19 protein-coding genes and 1 pseudogene are annotated in these 16,659 nt (G+C 62.0%); 13 read left to right on the top strand and 7 right to left on the bottom strand.

The window, feature by feature from the left end:
- Positions 1 to 106 precede the first annotated feature (106 nt).
- From CKW35_RS02725 to CKW35_RS02705, 5 genes and pseudogenes are all read left to right on the top strand, one after another.
- Complete coding sequence (locus tag CKW35_RS02725) at positions 107 to 1,450, top strand: MFS transporter (protein ID WP_232248835.1); 1,344 nt, start codon at positions 107 to 109, stop codon at positions 1,448 to 1,450.
- A 184-nt stretch (positions 1,451 to 1,634) separates the two neighbouring features.
- The gene (locus CKW35_RS02720) at positions 1,635 to 1,952 is read left to right on the top strand and encodes a type II toxin-antitoxin system PrlF family antitoxin (RefSeq protein ID WP_095114974.1); all 318 of its coding nucleotides are present in this window, start codon (positions 1,635 to 1,637) and stop codon (positions 1,950 to 1,952) included.
- Positions 1,952 to 2,273: pseudogene (locus CKW35_RS02715) on the top strand (type II toxin-antitoxin system YhaV family toxin); the annotation flags it as partial. The gene CKW35_RS02720 and the pseudogene CKW35_RS02715, both read left to right, overlap by 1 nt.
- 89 nt (positions 2,274 to 2,362) lie before the next feature.
- On the top strand, positions 2,363 to 2,854 hold the full coding sequence (locus tag CKW35_RS02710) for a DUF1543 domain-containing protein (RefSeq protein ID WP_016486291.1): 492 nt from the start codon (positions 2,363 to 2,365) through the stop codon (positions 2,852 to 2,854).
- A gap of 227 nt (positions 2,855 to 3,081) precedes the next feature.
- On the top strand, positions 3,082 to 4,923 hold the full coding sequence (locus CKW35_RS02705; protein WP_049870375.1) for a potassium transporter Kup: 1,842 nt from the start codon (positions 3,082 to 3,084) through the stop codon (positions 4,921 to 4,923).
- A 70-nt stretch (positions 4,924 to 4,993) separates the two neighbouring features.
- Here the strand turns inward: CKW35_RS02705 and CKW35_RS02700 are convergent, their stop codons facing one another.
- Entirely contained in the window at positions 4,994 to 5,881 is an 888-nt protein-coding gene (locus CKW35_RS02700) for a MerR family transcriptional regulator (protein WP_095114972.1), read from the bottom strand.
- 154 nt (positions 5,882 to 6,035) lie between these two features.
- On the opposite strand from CKW35_RS02700, the gene CKW35_RS02695 reads away from it, so the two are divergent.
- The 7 genes from CKW35_RS02695 to CKW35_RS02665 all read left to right on the top strand — a co-directional run bounded on the left by CKW35_RS02695 (position 6,036) and on the right by CKW35_RS02665 (position 11,541).
- Complete coding sequence (locus tag CKW35_RS02695) at positions 6,036 to 6,482, top strand: PAS domain S-box protein (RefSeq protein WP_016486288.1); 447 nt, start codon at positions 6,036 to 6,038, stop codon at positions 6,480 to 6,482.
- A 102-nt stretch (positions 6,483 to 6,584) separates the two neighbouring features.
- Entirely contained in the window at positions 6,585 to 7,007 is a 423-nt protein-coding gene (locus CKW35_RS02690) for a nuclear transport factor 2 family protein (RefSeq protein WP_095114970.1), read from the top strand.
- Positions 7,004 to 7,756 (top strand): SDR family oxidoreductase, encoded by a 753-nt coding sequence (locus CKW35_RS02685; RefSeq protein WP_016486286.1) that lies wholly within the window; start codon positions 7,004 to 7,006, stop codon positions 7,754 to 7,756. Before CKW35_RS02690 ends, CKW35_RS02685 begins: the two co-directional genes overlap by 4 nt.
- Before the next feature lie 6 nt (positions 7,757 to 7,762).
- A complete protein-coding gene (locus CKW35_RS02680; RefSeq protein WP_095114969.1) occupies positions 7,763 to 9,010 on the top strand; it encodes an NAD(P)/FAD-dependent oxidoreductase in 1,248 nt (415 codons plus the stop codon).
- On the top strand, positions 9,007 to 9,816 hold the full coding sequence (locus CKW35_RS02675) for a DUF1365 domain-containing protein (protein ID WP_016486284.1): 810 nt from the start codon (positions 9,007 to 9,009) through the stop codon (positions 9,814 to 9,816). The genes CKW35_RS02680 and CKW35_RS02675 overlap by 4 nt, the downstream gene beginning before the upstream one ends.
- Positions 9,791 to 11,053 (top strand): cyclopropane-fatty-acyl-phospholipid synthase family protein, encoded by a 1,263-nt coding sequence (locus tag CKW35_RS02670; protein ID WP_024717788.1) that lies wholly within the window; start codon positions 9,791 to 9,793, stop codon positions 11,051 to 11,053. Before CKW35_RS02675 ends, CKW35_RS02670 begins: the two co-directional genes overlap by 26 nt.
- Entirely contained in the window at positions 11,053 to 11,541 is a 489-nt protein-coding gene (locus tag CKW35_RS02665) for a DUF2878 domain-containing protein (RefSeq protein ID WP_016486283.1), read from the top strand. The genes CKW35_RS02670 and CKW35_RS02665 overlap by 1 nt, the downstream gene beginning before the upstream one ends.
- On the opposite strand, the gene CKW35_RS02660 is transcribed toward CKW35_RS02665, so the two are convergent.
- The 6 genes from CKW35_RS02660 to CKW35_RS02635 all read right to left on the bottom strand — a co-directional run bounded on the left by CKW35_RS02660 (position 11,479) and on the right by CKW35_RS02635 (position 15,227).
- The gene (locus tag CKW35_RS02660) at positions 11,479 to 11,661 is read right to left on the bottom strand and encodes a DUF2256 domain-containing protein (RefSeq protein ID WP_080641014.1); all 183 of its coding nucleotides are present in this window, start codon (positions 11,659 to 11,661) and stop codon (positions 11,479 to 11,481) included. The genes CKW35_RS02665 and CKW35_RS02660 overlap by 63 nt on opposite strands.
- The gene (locus CKW35_RS02655; RefSeq protein WP_095114967.1) at positions 11,658 to 13,181 is read right to left on the bottom strand and encodes a cryptochrome/photolyase family protein; all 1,524 of its coding nucleotides are present in this window, start codon (positions 13,179 to 13,181) and stop codon (positions 11,658 to 11,660) included. The genes CKW35_RS02660 and CKW35_RS02655 overlap by 4 nt, the downstream gene beginning before the upstream one ends.
- Positions 13,182 to 13,189: 8 nt before the next feature.
- Entirely contained in the window at positions 13,190 to 13,495 is a 306-nt protein-coding gene (locus CKW35_RS02650; RefSeq protein WP_016486281.1) for a DUF6482 family protein, read from the bottom strand.
- Positions 13,492 to 14,028 carry a DUF3833 domain-containing protein gene (locus tag CKW35_RS02645; RefSeq protein WP_024717789.1) on the bottom strand — a complete coding sequence of 179 codons (537 nt, stop codon included), beginning with the start codon at positions 14,026 to 14,028 and terminating at the stop codon, positions 13,492 to 13,494. The genes CKW35_RS02650 and CKW35_RS02645 overlap by 4 nt, the downstream gene beginning before the upstream one ends.
- 11 nt (positions 14,029 to 14,039) lie before the next feature.
- Entirely contained in the window at positions 14,040 to 14,567 is a 528-nt protein-coding gene (locus CKW35_RS02640; RefSeq protein WP_095114965.1) for a chalcone isomerase family protein, read from the bottom strand.
- Between the two features lie 99 nt (positions 14,568 to 14,666).
- Complete coding sequence (locus CKW35_RS02635) at positions 14,667 to 15,227, bottom strand: hypothetical protein (RefSeq protein WP_016486278.1); 561 nt, start codon at positions 15,225 to 15,227, stop codon at positions 14,667 to 14,669.
- A gap of 212 nt (positions 15,228 to 15,439) precedes the next feature.
- Here CKW35_RS02635 and chrA point away from each other — a divergent pair, with 212 nt between their 5' ends.
- Positions 15,440 to 16,657: a chromate efflux transporter gene (chrA, locus tag CKW35_RS02630; RefSeq protein WP_095114963.1), complete on the top strand. Its 1,218-nt coding sequence runs from the start codon at positions 15,440 to 15,442 to the stop codon at positions 16,655 to 16,657.
- The last annotated feature ends 2 nt before the right edge of the window (positions 16,658 to 16,659 follow it).

The following is a 16,659-nucleotide window of genomic DNA, read 5'->3' as shown; positions in this document are numbered from 1 at the left end:
CGATTTTATCCGCTTGGCTCCTCTGAACCCGTGTCAGACGCCCGAAATTTGGAGGGCCAGAGGTCAGTACGAGCCAGCCGGAACCTGTCACTCGCCTTCACAGTCAATGTTCACAGATAACGGTGAGCATCGGCTTTGCCTGATAGCGGGGCTTGCCATTGCCAATCACGCATTTGGCTTGTCCGAGGTATCGTGCTTGAACACAAAGCCCCTCCCCTCACAACGGCGCGCTCTGGACTGGCTGAACTTCTTCTTGGCCGACGTGCGCGACGGGCTCGGCCCTTACCTGGCCATCTACCTGCTTGCCGTGCACCATTGGCAACCGGCCGAAATCGGCCTGGTGATGAGCCTGGCGGGCATCACGGCATTGCTGGCGCAAACGCCAGCCGGAGCGCTGATCGACAGCACCAAGGCCAAGCGCGCAGTGGTGGTCGCCGCCGCCCTGCTGGTGACCGGTAGTTGCCTGCTACTGCCGTGGCTATCGTCATTCGCTGCAGTGGCCATTACGCAGGCGGTCGGTGCCCTGGCGGGTTCGGTATTCGCGCCGGCAATCGCCGCCATCTCGCTGGGCATCAGCGGCCCCAAGGCATTCACACGCCGAGTGGGCCGCAACGAAACGTTCAACCACGCCGGCAATGCCTGCTCGGCCTTGCTGGCAGGAGGGTTGGCCTACCTGTTCGGCCCGGTGGTGGTGTTCTACCTGATGGCCTTCATGACCGTGGCCAGCATCGTGGCCGTGGCCCAGTTAGACGCCGCAGCCATCGACCACCAGTTGGCACGTGGCCTCGACCACGGCCCCGGGGGTGATGACCACCCTGCCGGGTTGAAGCTGCTGCTGCACAACCGCACCCTGCTGGTATTCGCCGTGTGTTGCGCGCTGTTCCATCTGGCCAACGCGGCGATGCTACCGCTGGTAAGCCAGAAGCTGTCGCAGATTGATCTGCGCCTCGCCACGCCGCTCACCTCTGCCTGCATCGTCGCGGCGCAGTTGGTGATGGTGCCGATGGCGTTGCTGGTAGGGGCCAAGGCCGAGCATTGGGGACGCAAGCCGTTCCTGCTGGCCGGCTTTCTCATCCTGCCGCTGCGAGGTGTGCTTTACATGGTTTCCGACAACCCGTTCTGGCTGGTGGGTGTGCAACTGCTCGACGGCATCGGCGCGGGCATTTTCGGTGCGTTGTTCCCGATCGTGGTCAAGGACTTGACCGAAGGTACCGGACGATTCAATGTCAGCCTCGGCGCGCTGACGGCGGTATTCGGGGTGGGTGCTGCGTTGAGCCCTGGGATTGCCGGGCTGGTAGTCCAGAACGCTGGCTACGATACGGCATTCCTGACCCTGGCGGCCATTGCCGGGGCCGCCTTCATACTGGTGCTGGTAGCGCTTCCGGAAACCCTCCCAGGCGCTTCGCCGTCGCCCTCGTCTACGCCTAAGCCCAAGCCTGCTGGACACTGAACACCCCATGCCTGTCAGCGAAAATGCATCGATCATCTGGGCCGTCGCGGCCCGGGAAGCGGTGAAACTCATTCTGTTAAATTTCTGAGCCTTAACCCTACTTGTGCCTGATCAGCATAAAACCAAGACTGACCATGTAAGGATTATTCCTTACCGTTCAATCTGTATATCCGGGAGAACGCTCATGCCTGCCATCCACGAAATCGCCACGTTGAGCTCAAAGGGGCAGGTCACACTGCCCAAATCCGTTCGCCAGCTTTTGGGCATTGACGCTGGTGGCAAGATTGCATTCGACGTACGTGGGGGTGAAATCGTGGTCAGCCGCGTAGAAACCACCCACGAAGATCCTGCCATCGGAGCGCTCCTGGGTTTGCTGGAGGCTGATATCCGAGGAGGCCGCAACCTCACCACTTTGCCGAAAGGCTTGGCGCAAACCATGCTCGCCAACGCAAATCACTGCGTAAACCTCGATGAAGATATCGATGGTGAGGTCGCGATCTGATGCTGCGACATGACTGGACACTGTTGTTCCATGAAGGTGTGACTCTACAGCTACGCAAATTGCAAGATGCCGCCGCCCGGGCCGAGCAGAACGACCTGCAAGGTTTTGAGAGCAACGCCAACGCGGGCATTGAGCCATCTGATCATGGAGGCTGTGCCTGCCGACCCGGGCCGTGATGAGTTCCGCCAAGGCAACACGCCGGGCACCGCCTACAGACATTGGCGCCGCGCAAAAATCGGCAGGCGCTTTCGGCTGTTCTTTCGCTACGACTCAAGGTCCAAGGTCATCGTCTATGCATGGGTCAACGACGAAAATACCTTAGGTACAACCAAGGCCCGGGTGTGGCGCAAATGGGAAACCCTGTACAACCCGCAGAATAACGCGTCTTCTGCCACCTCAAGGAATTGCTCATGCTGTATGTAGTCATGCTCGGTGGCCGCCACCCACGGGCCAGTATCGAGGTACACGATGTGCTGTTCGCGCAGGCAGATTCCCTGCAGCAAGCGTACCCGCAATTGCGCGAAGGCTGGTTCGGCAGCCGTGCAGGCCTGCACATCGACTCGTGGCTGGAAGTTGACGGTATCGATCACTACCGTGTCACGTTCAGCCAGCTGGCCCCAGGCCCGGATGACCCGCGGCTGTTCTTCATCAACCTGGGCGGCTACGAGCCGCAGGTATTTGGCGAGGCGCACCGCTACCTGCTGATAGTGGCGAGGGACAAGGCCCAGGCCAAGCAACTGGGCAAGCAACGCATGCAGGCAGGCTGGCGCAAGCCGCATACCGATGCAGTACTGGAAGTTGACGATTGCCTGCCAGTCGACCTGGTGGGCGGGCGCTATGTGCACTTGATCGAAGGTGAACATGGCGGGTCGCGTCAATACAGCGACTATATCCTGCTCTGAGGTTCGCACACCGCGCTAACGGCTGCCAGCTCGTGGAGCGGTACTGAACTGAGAGGATCATTTTTTTACGCCTTTTTTACGACCAGACGGTTTACCTGAATGGATACTGATCGCGCGATGCTCAGGGATGGCATGCGCATCTATTCGACCGTGCAGAGAAACAGTTCGTGACCCAGACCGCCATCGCAGCAAACCACCCCCATCCCAGCAAAACTACCGGCATCGGCATGCTCGTCGCCGCCGTCGGTGTGGTCTACGGCGACATCGGCACCAGTCCGCTGTACACCCTCAAAGAAGTATTCGCAGGCCATTACGGCGTACAGGCCAACACCGCCGGGGTGCTTGGCGTGCTGTCGCTGGTGTTCTGGTCGTTGATCTGGGTGGTTTCACTCAAGTACGTGCTGTTCATCCTGCGGGCCGACAACCAGGGTGAGGGGGGGATCATGGCCCTGACCGCGCTGGCGCACCGTGCTGCGGCGCCCTACAAGCGGCTTGGCCAGATACTGGTGCTGCTCGGTCTGTTCGGCGCCGCGCTGTTCTATGGCGACAGCATGATCACACCGGCAATCTCGGTGTTGTCGGCTGTAGAGGGGTTACAGCTCGCCTTTGACGGCATCGAGCACTGGGTCGTGCCGCTGTCAGTGGTGGTGCTGGTGGCGCTGTTCCTGATCCAGAAGCACGGCACCGCACGGATAGGCATCCTGTTCGGGCCGGTGATGGTGCTTTGGTTTGTGGTTCTCGGTGCGTTGGGCATCTATGGCATCGTGCAGCGGCCCGAGGTGCTGCAAGCGCTGAACCCGATTTGGGCGGTGAAGTTTTTCTTGCTTCATCCAGGTATGGGCGTCGCCATCCTTGGCGCGGTGGTACTGGCGCTCACGGGTGCTGAGGCGTTGTATGCAGACATGGGGCACTTTGGCCGCAAACCCATCGCACGCGCCTGGTTCATGCTGGTACTGCCCGGGCTGGTGCTCAACTACTTCGGCCAAGGCGCGCTTATCCTTGGCAATCCGCAAGCCGTCCGCAACCCGTTCTACCTGCTGGCACCTGAGTGGGCACTGCTACCCATGGTAGGGCTGGCCACCCTGGCCACCATCATCGCCTCCCAGGCGGTCATTTCCGGCGCGTTCTCCCTGACGCGCCAGGCCATTCAGCTGGGCTATGTGCCGCGTATGTTCATTCAGCACACGTCCAGCGAGGAGCAAGGGCAGATTTACATCGGCATGGTGAACTGGGCGCTGATGGTCGGCGTAGTGCTGCTGGTAATCGGCTTCGAGTCATCCGGCGCGCTGGCGGCGGCCTACGGCGTTGCGGTAACCGGCACCATGCTGATTACCACCTTGCTGGCCTCGGCGGTGGTCCTGCTGCTGTGGAAGACGCCACGCTGGCTGGCGATTCCTGCATTGCTCATGTTCCTGCTGGTGGACAGCCTGTATTTTGCCGCCAACGCCCCGAAGATCCTCCAGGGCGGTGCATTCCCGGTGATCGCGGGCGTGGCACTTTTCATATTGATGACCACCTGGAAGCGGGGGCGCCGGATGATCGTCGAGCGGCTGGACGAGAGTTCACTGCCTCTGGATCTGTTCATCGCCAGCCTGCAGGCTCAGCCGCCGCACCGGGTGAGCGGTACGGCAGTTTTCCTTTCTGCCCGGCCCGAAGCTGTCCCCCACGCGCTGCTGCATAACCTGCTGCACAACCAGGTGCTGCATGAGCAGGTGGTCTTGTTGACCGTGGTCTTTGAGGATGAGCCACGGGTCAGCGCTGGCCAGCGCTGTGAGGTCGAGGCATTTGGTGGGGGATTCTTCCGCATGAACCTGCACTTTGGCTTCATGGAGGAGCCCAACGTGCCGTTGGCGTTGAGCCGATGCCAGCAAGCTGAACTCCAGTTCGGCCCTATGCAAACGACTTATTTCCTGAGCCGTGAGACCGTCATCGCAGGCAAGCAGATGGGCATGGCGCGCTGGCGAGAGCACCTGTTCGCATTCCTGCTCAAGAATGCCAACAGCAATCTCAAGTACTTCCAGCTGCCGCTTAACCGAGTGATCGAGCTTGGCACTCAGGTCGAGATGTGAGATGCCTGCCTCAGCCATGACGCCATACGTACCCTACGACAAAGCGAAGGCAACGGGGCAACCCCCCGGGTCAAACGTCAAGGGCACCGCGATGCAAGGCGTTCAGCATGCGCGCGGCGTCAGCGCCTCCCTCGTCCAGCAGGCATAGCGGGATTCCGCCCAGGACGGGTTGCGAATCGGCCAGCCCCTCGCCTATCAAGGCCAGCGGGCATGCGATTTCCATCTGCAACGAGCGCAAGCGCTTGGCCAAGGCGGGGTTCACCGGCGCCTGGACTTTTATCACCAGTGCCGCAGGCTGCATGGCCGCACACACGATGGGGAGCTCTTCAAGTGGCTGCCCGCAACCGAGCACGTCGATGCGCTGTAGCTCGCTGCTCAACAGGAGCCCGGCGCACAACACACTGAGTTCGGCTTGCCCCTCGCTACCGGCCAGCAAAACCTGCGGCGCGTCGACCTGGTTCATTTGCAGACGCAGCAACAAGCGGGCGCGCAAGAATGTGTCGAGAAACAACCATTGGCTACGCTGGCCTGGCGCTGAGCCTGAAGCCAGGTCATGCCACACTGGCATCAGCACGTCACGCAGCACGGTGGCCTTGGGCAGGAGTGTGAACAACTGACCATGGATCCCCTCCAGTGCCGGCCGATCGAATGCCTTGGTTGCACGCGCAACGGCCGCGCGCCAATCGTCAAAGGCCGAATGCTGCTGCACAGACGCCTCAGGCTGGGCGGCGAGCAGATCACCGACCTTGCTGACGGACAGGCCGTTTGCCGTCCAGCGCAAGATGTCGCGTATGCGCTGAACGTCCCGCGCCGTGTACAGGCGGTGGCCACCCTCGGTACGCTGCGGGCGTATCAACCCGTGGCGCCGCTCCCAGGCACGCAGGGTCACCGGATTGATGCCGGTCAAGCTGACAACATCGCGCATAGGTAGCAAATCGGGTGGGGTAGCGTCAGTCATAACGAGGGGATATCCGAGTGGTAGGCCATTCTAAACCCATATGCACCTTCTGCGGCGAGCCGCCTTGGTTCATCATGCAACAAACAGCGCCGATACCTTCTGCACAGAAGCTACGCTGCGCATATCGCATACGAAACGCCAGTAGGTGGGCCCTATGATCACCGCGAAACTCCTGCAACTGATGGTCGAGCATTCCAACGATGGCATCGTCGTCGCCGAGCAGGAAGGCACTGAAAGCATCCTGATTTACGTCAACCCCGCTTTCGAGCGCCTCACGGGCTATCGCGCCGACGATATCCTCTATCAGGACTGCCGTTTTCTTCAGGGCGAGGACCATGACCAGGAAGGACTGGCAAACATCCGCGAGGCGATCCGTGAAGGCCGCCCCTGCTGCCAGGTGCTGCGCAACTACCGCAAGGACGGGAGCCTGTTCTGGAATGAGTTGTCCATCACGCCCGTGTACAACGAAGCGGACCAGCTGACGTACTACATCGGCATTCAGCGTGACGTCACAGCGCAGATATTCGCCGAAGAAAAGGTACGCGAGCTGGAGGCTGAAGTGGCTGAACTACGCGGGCAACTGGGCCAGACCGAGGGCTGACAAAAACCTATACAAGATCTTCTAGCTGTATAGATTAATGCTTGAGTTTCAGCTATACCTGTACAACAAACCCATTTTGTACAGGATTGCCTGGAGCCCAGCATGTCAGCATACCTACAGCAATTCGCCGAGCGCTTCGCCAGCCTCGATGGGGCTAACCTCGACACGCTGCAAGAACTGTACAGCGAAGATGTCACCTTTCGTGACCCACTGCATCACATACAGGGGCTGCAGGCCCTGCGCGCCTATTTCGAGCAGTTGTATGCCAACGCCAGGGATATCCGCTATGCCATCACCAGCGCCGACGAGGTAAGGCCCGGGCAGGGCTACCTGCGCTGGACACTGCAGTTTTGCCACCCACGCCTGGCCCGGGGTCAGCCGATCACGTTGCAAGGCTGTAGCTGCCTGCATTGGCGCGACCGCGTGCATTTTCACCAGGACTATTTCGACGCCGGTGCCCTGCTTTATGAACACCTCCCCCTCATGGGTGGTGCAATCCGCTGGCTCAAAGGCAGGCTGGCATGAGCCGCTGCTGGTTGACCGGCGCAAGCAGCGGTATCGGTGCCGCACTCGCCCACATCCTGCTGGAGCAAGGCCACCAGGTTGCCTTGGGCGGGCGTCATGCCGATCGCCTTGCCCCTCTGGCCGAACAGTTTCCCGGGCAGGTATTACTGGCCATCGGCGATCTTGACAACCCGGAGCAGGTCGCCGCGATCGCCGAGCGGATCGAGCAAGCCTGGGGTGGGCTGGACATGGCCATTCTCAATGCCGGTACGTGCGAATACCTGGAGCCGGGCCACTTCGATCCTGCGTTGGTTGAGCGTGTAATGCGCACAAACCTGCTGGGTGTCAGCTACTGCCTGGCGGCGGCCGTGCCCTTGCTTCGCACCGGCCAGCGCCCCCACCTGGTGGTAATGGGCAGTTCGGTGACCTGGCTGGCCCTGCCCCGCGCCGGCGCCTACGGTGCGTCCAAGGCTGCGGTGCGCTACCTGGTGGAGTCACAGCGAATCGACCTGGCTCGCGAGGGGATCGCGGTCACCCTGGTCAGCCCTGGCTTCGTCGACACGCCACTGACCCGTCGCAACGATTTCCCCATGCCGCAGCTGTGGACTGCACAGCGCGCCGCGCGGCATATCGCCACGCGCCTGCCCCGGCAGCCTCTGGAAATCAACTTCCCCGGTCTTTTCACCCTGGTATTGCGCCTGGCAGGGGCGTTACCCGCGCGCCTGCGCTTGGCACTCGGCCAACGCCTCGCCCGTCATGAACAGGAATGATGATCCATGCGTATCGCAATCATCGGCAGTGGCATCGCGGGGCTGACCTGCGCCCATCTGCTGTCACGCAAGCATGAAGTAACGGTTTTCGAAGCCGAGCAATGGATCGGAGGGCACACGCATACCCTCGATGTGGTCTGGAAGGGCCAGCGCCATGCAATAGATACCGGCTTCATCGTGTTCAACGACTGGACCTACCCCAACTTCATACGCTTGCTTGACCGGCTCAAGGTCACCTCGCAGCCGACCGAAATGAGTTTTTCCGTGCACGACCCGATCACTGGGCTGGAATACAACGGTCACGATCTGAACACACTGTTTGCCCAACGCCGTAACCTGGTTTCCCCAGGTTTCTGGGGCATGATACGGGATATTCTGCGCTTCAACCGCCAGGCGCTGGCCGACCTGGACAACCAGCGCATCGATGCAGACACCACCCTGGGCGCCTACCTTCAGACACAGCGCTACGGGCAACGCTTCATCGACCACTACATCGTGCCGATGGGGTCGGCGATCTGGTCGATGTCGCGGGCAGACATGCTGTACTTCCCGCTTGAGTTCTTCGTGCGCTTCTGTCGCAACCACGGCTTGCTGTCGGTCAACCAACGTCCACAGTGGCGGGTAATTGAAGGCGGTTCACGCAGCTATGTCGCGCCGCTGTGCCGACCGTTTGCTGAACGCATACGGCTCAGCTGCAAGGTATCCCGGGTCAGCCGCGATGAGGGAGGCGTGACGCTGGTGAGCGCTGCCGGCAGCGAACGCTTCGACAATGTGGTGTTCGCCTGCCACAGCAACCAGGCTCTGGCCCTGTTGGAAGCCCCAACCATGCAGGAGCGTGCGGTACTCGGCGCCATCGGCTACGCCAGCAACGATGTGGTGCTGCACACCGATACCCGCCTGCTGCCACGCCGCAAGAGCGCCTGGGCCAGCTGGAACTACCGCCTGGGCGGCCCAGAGCAAGCGCCCGCCGCGCTGACCTACAACATGAACATCCTGCAAGGTATCCAGGCACCGACCACCTTCTGCGTAAGCCTCAACCAGACCGCATTGATAGACCCGGCGCAGGTGATCGCGCGCTTCCAGTATGCCCATCCGCAGTACAGCATTGCCGCATCCGCCGCACAGGCATGCCAGGCACAACTACAGGGCCAGCAGCACAGTTACTTCTGTGGTGCCTATTGGGGCAACGGCTTTCATGAGGACGGGGTGGTCAGCGCGCTGAAAGTGGCTGCGCATTTCGGAGAGCAATTGTGAACAGCAGCCTTTGCCTGGGCTGGATCAGCCACCGTCGGCTGACGCCGCGGCTGCATGCTTTCCGCTACCGGATTGGCATGTTCTACCTGGACCTGGACGAACAAGCCTGGTTGATGGGCCTGTCACGCTGGCTTGGGCGCTGGCGCCTCGCGCCGCTGTGCTGGCGCGAGACCGACTACCTGCCAGCGCAGACCCGCCACGGTGAAACCCTGGCACAGGCCGCACGCTTGCTGGTGTGTCAGGCCACTGGGCATATGCCCGAAGGCCCGGTACGGCTGCTCACGCAACTGCGTTGCTGGGGGCTGTCGTTCAACCCGGTGAGTTTCTATTTCTGCCACGACCGCGACGGCTGCCTGACGGCAATCCTGATGGAGGTGCGCAACACCCCGTGGCGTGAGCGTTTTCATTACGTCCTGCCGGTGCAAGAAGACCTTGCCAAGCGGTTCACCGTGGCCAAGGCCTTCCATGTTTCACCGTTCATGCCGTTGGACATGGACTATCACCTGCGCTTTTTCCTGAGCGCGGACCATGTACGCATCCACATGCAGAACTGGCAAGACGGCCGCAAGGTGTTCGAGGCCGACCTCGCCCTGCACCGTCAGCCACTGGATGGAACCGCGCTACGCCGGTATGTCATGACCTTCCCATGGATGAGCCTGCGCACTGTCTCGGCCATCTACTGGCAAGCGCTACGCCTGTTACTCAAACGCACCCCCGTGCATGACCACACCACCCGCCAGAATGACCTGGCGCTCGGCCAACCTTGCGAGGACCCTGAAGATGTCAAATCCCACACTGAGCGTTAGCAAGTTCGCAGGCCTTGCCCCCTTGCTCGGCGGGCTGGCACGAAGCGCCGTGCTCGCCCAGCTGGGCAAGCTGCGCCACGGCCACCTGCGCCTGCTCAGCCACGGGCAGCAGTGGAGTTTCGGTGATGTCGACAGCCCGTTGCAGGCCGAGGTGGAGATCCTCGATGACGCCTCCTGGAGCCTGATCGCCGGCAATGGTTCGATCGGTGCTGGCGAGGCCTACATTCACGGCTATTGGCGAAGCCCCGACCTGGCGCTGGTGACCCGCCTGTTCGTCGCCAACCTTGAGGTGCTCGACGCGCTCGAGGGTGGCCTGGCCCGTTTCGGCCGCCCAGCCCTGCGGCTTCTGCACCGGCTCAACCGCAACAACAAACGCGGCGCCCGGCGCAATATCCTCGCCCATTACGATTTGGGCAATGCCCTGTTCGAGCGGCTGCTGGACCCCACCATGATGTATTCGGCGGCCCAATTCCAACATGCTGGGCAAACACTGGAGCAAGCCCAGTTGCACAAGCTGGAGCGCATCTGCCAGAAGCTTGAACTGCACCCCGACGATCACCTGCTGGAAATCGGCAGCGGCTGGGGCAGCCTGGCAATCCACGCGGCCACCCGTTACGGCTGCAGGGTCACCACCACAACGATCTCCGAGGCACAGTACAGCCATACCCTGGCGCGCGTTCAGGCCCTGGGGCTGGAGCAGCGCGTGAAGGTGCTGCGCGAAGACTACCGCGACCTGCAAGGCACCTTCGACAAACTGGTTTCGATCGAAATGATCGAGGCAGTCGGCCATCGTTACCTGCCTGTGTATTTCCGCCAGTGTGCCTCGCTCCTCAAGCCCGACGGCCTGATGCTGCTGCAGGCGATCACCATCCGCGACCAGCGCTACGCCCAGGCACGGCGCTCGGTCGACTTCATCCAACGCTATATTTTCCCAGGTGGCGCCCTGCCTTCGCTCAGCGTGTTGCTGGACACCGCCAGCCGCCACACCGCACTCAACCTGGTGCACATGGAGGATTTCGGCCAGGACTATGCCCTCACCCTGCAGCACTGGCGTGAAAACCTGCGCCAGGCGCGCACAGCACTGATGGACCTGGGCTACGACGACATGTTCCAGCGCCTGTGGGAGTTCTACCTGTGTTACTGCCAGGGCGGTTTCGAGGAGCGCACTATCGGCGTTGCGCACCTGCTGTGGGCAGCGCCACTGGCTCGGCGCGCCCCCTTGCCTGACGGTGCCTGATGCCCGGGCGCTGGCTGGTCGCCAATGCCGTCTGGTTACAGGCTGGCTGGTGGATCTGCGTGCTGGGCGCCGAACGCCCCTGGCTATTGCTGCTGGTGATTGCAGGTGTGGTGGTGCACCTGCGCCTCTGCCCGGACGTTAACGCCGAGGTCAAGGCGCTGTTGCGCGTCTCCTTGGCCGGGTGTGTACTCGACAGCGCACTGGGGGCGCTGGGCGTGTTCGGTTTCGACGCCTGGCCGCTGCCACTGTGGCTGGCGCTGCTGTGGCTGGTGCTGGCCAGCGGCATGCGCCACAGCCTGGCATGGGCCGGCAGGCGCTGGCAGCTCGGTGCGCTGCTGGGCGCAGTGGGTGGCCCGCTGGCCTATGTAGGCGGTGCAAGATTTGCGGATGTCGCCCTGCCATTTGGCGCGCTGCAAACCGGCCTGCTACTGATGCCGATCTGGGCCTTGGCCCTGCCGCTGCTCGCGCGCCTCGCGGCGCGGCGCTGACCTGCGGCATCGCTCGGAGCAATAGCGCACCTGCTCCCAACAGCGAGCCCAGCGCTTGCGCCAGTTGAACGGCCGACCACACACCACGCAGACCTTGCTGGGCAAAAGGCTCTTTTTCATAGCGGCTGCTGCGCATCGAGCCGCGCCAACAGCGCCTGGCCACGCTGCCACACGGCGTCGCGCCGGCTAGCCGTCATACCATCAAGGCTGCGATAGACCAGGGTCAAACGCGGGTTCGTCGACAGCAGCGGACGATGGCGGATGAGAAAATGCCAGTACAGGGCATTGAACGGGCAGGCATCGTCCTCACTGACATGATCGACCTTGTAACTGCAAGCCTTGCAATGATCGGACATGCGCTGAATGTAACGACCACTGGCGCAGTACGGCTTGGACCCCAGGTAGCCGCCGTCGGCGTGCATCACCATGCCAAGCGTGTTGGGCAGCTCGACCCAGTCGAAGGCATCCATGTAAACCGCCAGGTACCACTCGCAAATCGCGGTGGGTAAGATACCGGCCAGCAAGGCGAAGTTGCCGGTCACCATCAGCCGCTGGATATGGTGCGCGTAGCCCAACCGCAGGGTCTGCCCGATGGCTTGCTCCATGCAGCGCATGCGGGTGCGCCCGGTCCAATAGAATTCAGGTAACGCTCGGTCGTTGCCCAGGTGATTGAGCCCGGCATACTCCGGCATGCGCAGCCAGTAGATACCGTGCACATACTCGCGCCAGCCGATCAACTGGCGAATGAAGCCTTCAGCTGCATTAAGCGGCACCCGCCCCTCGCGCCAGGCCTTGTCGACCTCCTCACACAGACATCGCACATCCAGAAGCCCAATGTTGAGCGCCGCACTGATGCGCGCATGGAACAGGTACGGCTCGCCCTCGGCCATTGCATCCTGGTAGTCGCCGAAAGCCGCCAGGCCAAAATCCAGAAAGTGCTGCCATAGCTGCTGTGCCTCGGCATGGGTCACGGGGTAGTCAAAGCCGTCGATGTCCCCGTAGTGGTCACTGAAGCGCCGACGTACCAGGGCGACCACCGCTGCCGTGATCCCGTCCTGCGCAAAATGCGCAGCGAACGGCCCACGCAACTGGCGAGGTAATGGCTTGCGGTTGTCACCGTCAAAATTCCAGGCCCCACCTGCAGGGCCGTCGGCCTCCATCAGCAGGCCGGTTCGCTTGCGCATGCCACGGTAGAAGTGCTCCATACGCAGCTGACGACGCTCATGGGCCCAGCGCGCAAAGGCTTCGCGGGAGCACAGAAAACGCGTGTCGCGATGCCACACGAGGGGCAATGCGGCATCACGCAAAGCCTGCTCCAGGCGCCACTCCCCGCACTCGGTCAGGTGAACGTGCGTGGCGCCCAGTGCCTGTTGCCAGCGCTGCAATTCGCCCACGATGCTGCCGCTGTTGCCGTCAGCATCGAGCTCGACATAATGCACCTGCCAACCCCGTTCACGCAGGGCCTGGGCAAAGTGCCGCATGGCGCTGAAGATGAGCACGATCTTGAGCGGATGATGCGGCACGTAGCGGGCCTCACCCTCCACTTCCGCCATCAGAACAGCATCGCGGGCGGGATCAAGGGCAGCCAGGCTGGCCAGGTCGAACGACAGCTGGTCACCCAGCACAAGGCCCAGGCGCATCGTTCAGGCTACCACTGGCTGGTGAGCGTTACCGGTACGCGCAGCGGCGCAATGGGGCCGTCACGTTGCCCGCACATCTCATCATGCACCACCTGCTGTACCAACATGCAAGGCACGGGTGGCAGGTCGGCCAACAGCTGCCGCAGCTCGGTAGTGGAGCGCACGCGAACGGGCTGCCCATGGGCATCGCTCAATGTCACGGGGCCGGCGTCGGTCAAGGCGCGCAGGAGGTAGAAGCCACCTTCCAGCGACAGCAGTTCAAGTTCCTTTGCTTCGCCGGTCGAAACCAGCTGGGTAAGCGCGATCAGGTTCATGGTGTGCCCTCTGGCAGGCGGCGGAAGAACAGGGTGATCTGGCCGATTTCAACGCCCAGCTTGCTCATGCTTGAACGGTTGATCAGGGTGTCGTCATCCATGAGGTACATCCAGTCGTCCAGGTCTACCTGCCAATGCCGCCCGTCAACTGGCAAGTCCAGCTGGTACCGCCAGCGCAGCGCGTTACCCGCCACTTCGCCGCGCGCCTCGCCGATCACGTCCCCTGCGGTACCGCGCCAGCGGCCAGGGCCGTCTGGCACCAGTGTCCAGGTACGCTGCTGGCGAGTGCCATCGCTGTAGAGAAAATGTTCGTCGAGGATCAGCCGCTCACCTTCGCGGCGGCTGTCGATACGCACGTGGAAGCGCTTGACCACTTCCCCGGAACGCTTCTGGAACATGCCCCAGGCCTGCACTGGTCGCGAGAAGAATGCAGCCAGGTCCAGTTTCGGTTGCTCCTGGGCATAGTGCTCGACACCAACATTGCCACAGCTGCCCAGAAGCAGGCAGGAGACCAGCAACAGCACTTTGTACATGTTCATGTCCCTCAGTCGTTGCCAGCCTGCCCAAGCAGGCGCTGGCGCAGTTGTGTATCCCGGGCTCCGGGGTCGAGCCAGATGGCAAAAAACGCCCTGGCAAAGACCGGGTCGGCGATTTCACGGCTGAATTTATCGTCGACGTAAAAGCGGCAGCCCTGCCCCGGCAGGTACAAGCCGGTAATGCGCATGCCGGGGCGCACGTCCACGAATGCCTCTTCAATCCCACGGGTCCAGGCCGTACGTTGTTGCGGCGTTATGCTGCCACCGTTGAGGCGGCGCATTTCCTCGAGGCTGGCCTGTACCAAGGTGTCCCTGGACAACGAACGGTGGTAGAGGAGCTCAAAGGCGAAGGGCTGGTTCCAGTCATGAACTGGCCCTGAAGTCCATAATTGGGCTGTATACAGACGCAGACCAAACCAGGTGAACTCACCACTCCCAAGCCGTTGCGCCCCAGGCAGCTCCGCCCTCCAGCCCGCCACCGCCGAAAAGGTAGCCAGTAGCAGACAAAGGCAAGCCCAACGAGCACGGTGCGCCATACTGACCTCGAGCACGCATAAATACTGTACAACAATAGCATCTTGTACAGATATTGTGTTCCAGCTGCATAGATTTTAATGCGCAGCGCCAGACCTCGGTCACGTCACCAGTGATATCACCAGGTCCGCAATATTGAGAGGCACGAATGCCACGGTCAGCAGCGCATAGGCCTTGCGCGAGCTGGCTGCAAACACACACAGCGGCATCATGATCATGACCACGTCAAAGGCGCCCCACAGCGCCATGGGCGAAACGCCGAACAACAGAATGTTGACGATGAACCCAAGCAGGTAATAGCCCGACAGAAATAACAGCGCGAAGCGGCCATCCTGCTCGAAGTACACGCGAAGCCCTTCGCGCTCGTCCTCGCTGCGGCTGGGCAAGATCAGCGCCGAGGAAACGAACAGCGCAAGTGCCAGCAACACCAAGAGCAAAAACTCCTGGAACGAGAAGGTGGCCCTGACTTGCGGCAGCGAATTGACCGCCCACCAGAAATCCATCTGGGTGGTGAAGAGCATGACCGCCCAGACCAGAGCCACCCAGTCTGGAGCAGCGTTGCGCCGGATTCGGAAGACGGTCAGCGCCCCCAGAAGCAGGCGTGTGACAGAAAGGCCCAAGACCATAGACAGGACGGTAGCAACGATAGGGAAATTGCTCATGGTGCCTCCTGCGGACCAAGACTCTGGACAGCGTAGGCGGCGAACAGCAAACTTTGCACAAATGAATACCGGTTCTGGGGCGTGTCGCAGGATTTTCAGTGCCTGTGAAACCGAGCGCCGCGCGGGCGGCGCGGGTCTACTCCCCAAAACAAGCCTCGAGGCTGGCTGTTCCTCACCAAAACCTGCAGCGTCACTCACCCAAGGAGCCTGCCTTGTCAGAACGCACCCACTGCGGCGTGAAGCCCAGCGACTCTGCCTGGTCGGTGTTTCTGCTGTTCTTGCGCCTGGGGCTGACGTCTTTCGGTGGCCCCATTGCGCACCTGGGTTACTTTCGTGAAGCATTTGTAGCGCGCCGCCAATGGCTCAGCGAGCGCAGTTATGCCGAGCTGGTCGCGGTGTGCCAACTGCTTCCCGGCCCCGCCAGCAGCCAGGTCGGCATCGCGCTGGGCCTGTCACGGGCGGGTTTCGCAGGCGCTGTCGCTGCGTGGGCAGGGTTCACATTGCCATCGGCCCTCCTGCTGACGCTGTGTGCTCAGGGCCTGGGGGCATGGGGAGGTGGCGCCCCAAGTGGCCTGTTGCACGGGCTGAAAATCGTCGCAGTCGCCGTGGTGGCCCAGGCGGTGTGGGGCATGGCACGTAGCCTTTGCACCGATGTTGCGCGGGTAACCATCGCCCTGTTCGCTGCCTGTACCGCGCTGCTGTGGCCCAACGCGATCGGGCAGATAGCCGTGATCTCAGGCTCGGCCATCACAGGCTTGATCCTGCTCAAGCCTCCGGGCTCCCCGGCAGGGGAAGAGCTGCCGTTTTCAGTCAGCCGAAGGGCCGGGCTGGCTGCGCTGGTCCTGTTCTTTGCCTTGTTGGTAGGCTTGCCGCTATTGACTCGCATCTGGCCCTCGCAAGCACTGGCAATGGTCAACGCGTTTTATAGCGCAGGCTCGCTGGTATTCGGCGGCGGGCATGTGGTGCTACCGTTGCTTGAGTCGGCCACAGTGGCCAACGGCTGGGTCACAAATGACACCTTTCTCGCAGGTTATGGCCTGGCGCAGGCCATACCGGGCCCACTCTTCACGTTTGCAGCCTTCCTGGGTGCAGCCATGAGCGTGCAGCCGTCCGGCTGGGTGGGCGCGACGGTTGGCATTCTCGCCATTTTTACCCCCTCCTTCCTGTTGGTGATCGGTGTCGTTCCCTTCTGGGAAACACTGCGGCGCAGCGCCCGCAGCCAGTCAGCGCTTGCCGGTGTAAACGCCGGCGTGGTCGGGCTTCTGCTGGCTGCCTTGTACCAACCGGTGTGGACGAGCGCCATCGCCAAGCCAGCAGACTTGGCATGGGCGCTGATCGCCTTGATGGCCCTGATGTTCTGGAAGTGGCCTGCAGGGTTGGTTGTCCTGGGCTGCGGCGTGTTCGGTTGGCTGCTGAGCGGCACCTTATAGCC

The sequence above is a fragment of the Pseudomonas sp. Irchel 3F3 genome (assembly GCF_900187545.1).
GTDB classification, from domain to species: domain Bacteria; phylum Pseudomonadota; class Gammaproteobacteria; order Pseudomonadales; family Pseudomonadaceae; genus Aquipseudomonas; species Aquipseudomonas fortuita.
The sequence above is the reverse complement of the archived record's forward strand: the minus strand, read 5'-3'. Positions and strand labels throughout refer to the sequence as shown.

What these genes read in the sequence shown, in the direction of transcription:
- CKW35_RS02725 (WP_232248835.1), top strand. Translation starts at nt 107, where the DNA reads ATGTTCACAGATAACGGTGAGCATCGGCTTTGCCTGATAGCGGGGCTT.
- CKW35_RS02720 (WP_095114974.1), top strand. Translation starts at nt 1,635, where the DNA reads ATGCCTGCCATCCACGAAATCGCCACGTTGAGCTCAAAGGGGCAGGTC.
- CKW35_RS02710 (WP_016486291.1), top strand. Translation starts at nt 2,363, where the DNA reads ATGCTGTATGTAGTCATGCTCGGTGGCCGCCACCCACGGGCCAGTATC.
- CKW35_RS02705 (WP_049870375.1), top strand. Translation starts at nt 3,082, where the DNA reads ATGCTCGTCGCCGCCGTCGGTGTGGTCTACGGCGACATCGGCACCAGT.
- CKW35_RS02700 (WP_095114972.1), bottom strand. Translation starts at nt 5,881, where the DNA reads ATGACTGACGCTACCCCACCCGATTTGCTACCTATGCGCGATGTTGTC.
- CKW35_RS02695 (WP_016486288.1), top strand. Translation starts at nt 6,036, where the DNA reads ATGATCACCGCGAAACTCCTGCAACTGATGGTCGAGCATTCCAACGAT.
- CKW35_RS02690 (WP_095114970.1), top strand. Translation starts at nt 6,585, where the DNA reads ATGTCAGCATACCTACAGCAATTCGCCGAGCGCTTCGCCAGCCTCGAT.
- CKW35_RS02685 (WP_016486286.1), top strand. Translation starts at nt 7,004, where the DNA reads ATGAGCCGCTGCTGGTTGACCGGCGCAAGCAGCGGTATCGGTGCCGCA.
- CKW35_RS02680 (WP_095114969.1), top strand. Translation starts at nt 7,763, where the DNA reads ATGCGTATCGCAATCATCGGCAGTGGCATCGCGGGGCTGACCTGCGCC.
- CKW35_RS02670 (WP_024717788.1), top strand. Translation starts at nt 9,791, where the DNA reads ATGTCAAATCCCACACTGAGCGTTAGCAAGTTCGCAGGCCTTGCCCCC.
- CKW35_RS02665 (WP_016486283.1), top strand. Translation starts at nt 11,053, where the DNA reads ATGCCCGGGCGCTGGCTGGTCGCCAATGCCGTCTGGTTACAGGCTGGC.
- CKW35_RS02660 (WP_080641014.1), bottom strand. Translation starts at nt 11,661, where the DNA reads ATGAAAAAGAGCCTTTTGCCCAGCAAGGTCTGCGTGGTGTGTGGTCGG.
- CKW35_RS02655 (WP_095114967.1), bottom strand. Translation starts at nt 13,181, where the DNA reads ATGCGCCTGGGCCTTGTGCTGGGTGACCAGCTGTCGTTCGACCTGGCC.
- CKW35_RS02650 (WP_016486281.1), bottom strand. Translation starts at nt 13,495, where the DNA reads ATGAACCTGATCGCGCTTACCCAGCTGGTTTCGACCGGCGAAGCAAAG.
- CKW35_RS02645 (WP_024717789.1), bottom strand. Translation starts at nt 14,028, where the DNA reads ATGTACAAAGTGCTGTTGCTGGTCTCCTGCCTGCTTCTGGGCAGCTGT.
- CKW35_RS02640 (WP_095114965.1), bottom strand. Translation starts at nt 14,567, where the DNA reads ATGGCGCACCGTGCTCGTTGGGCTTGCCTTTGTCTGCTACTGGCTACC.
- CKW35_RS02635 (WP_016486278.1), bottom strand. Translation starts at nt 15,227, where the DNA reads ATGAGCAATTTCCCTATCGTTGCTACCGTCCTGTCTATGGTCTTGGGC.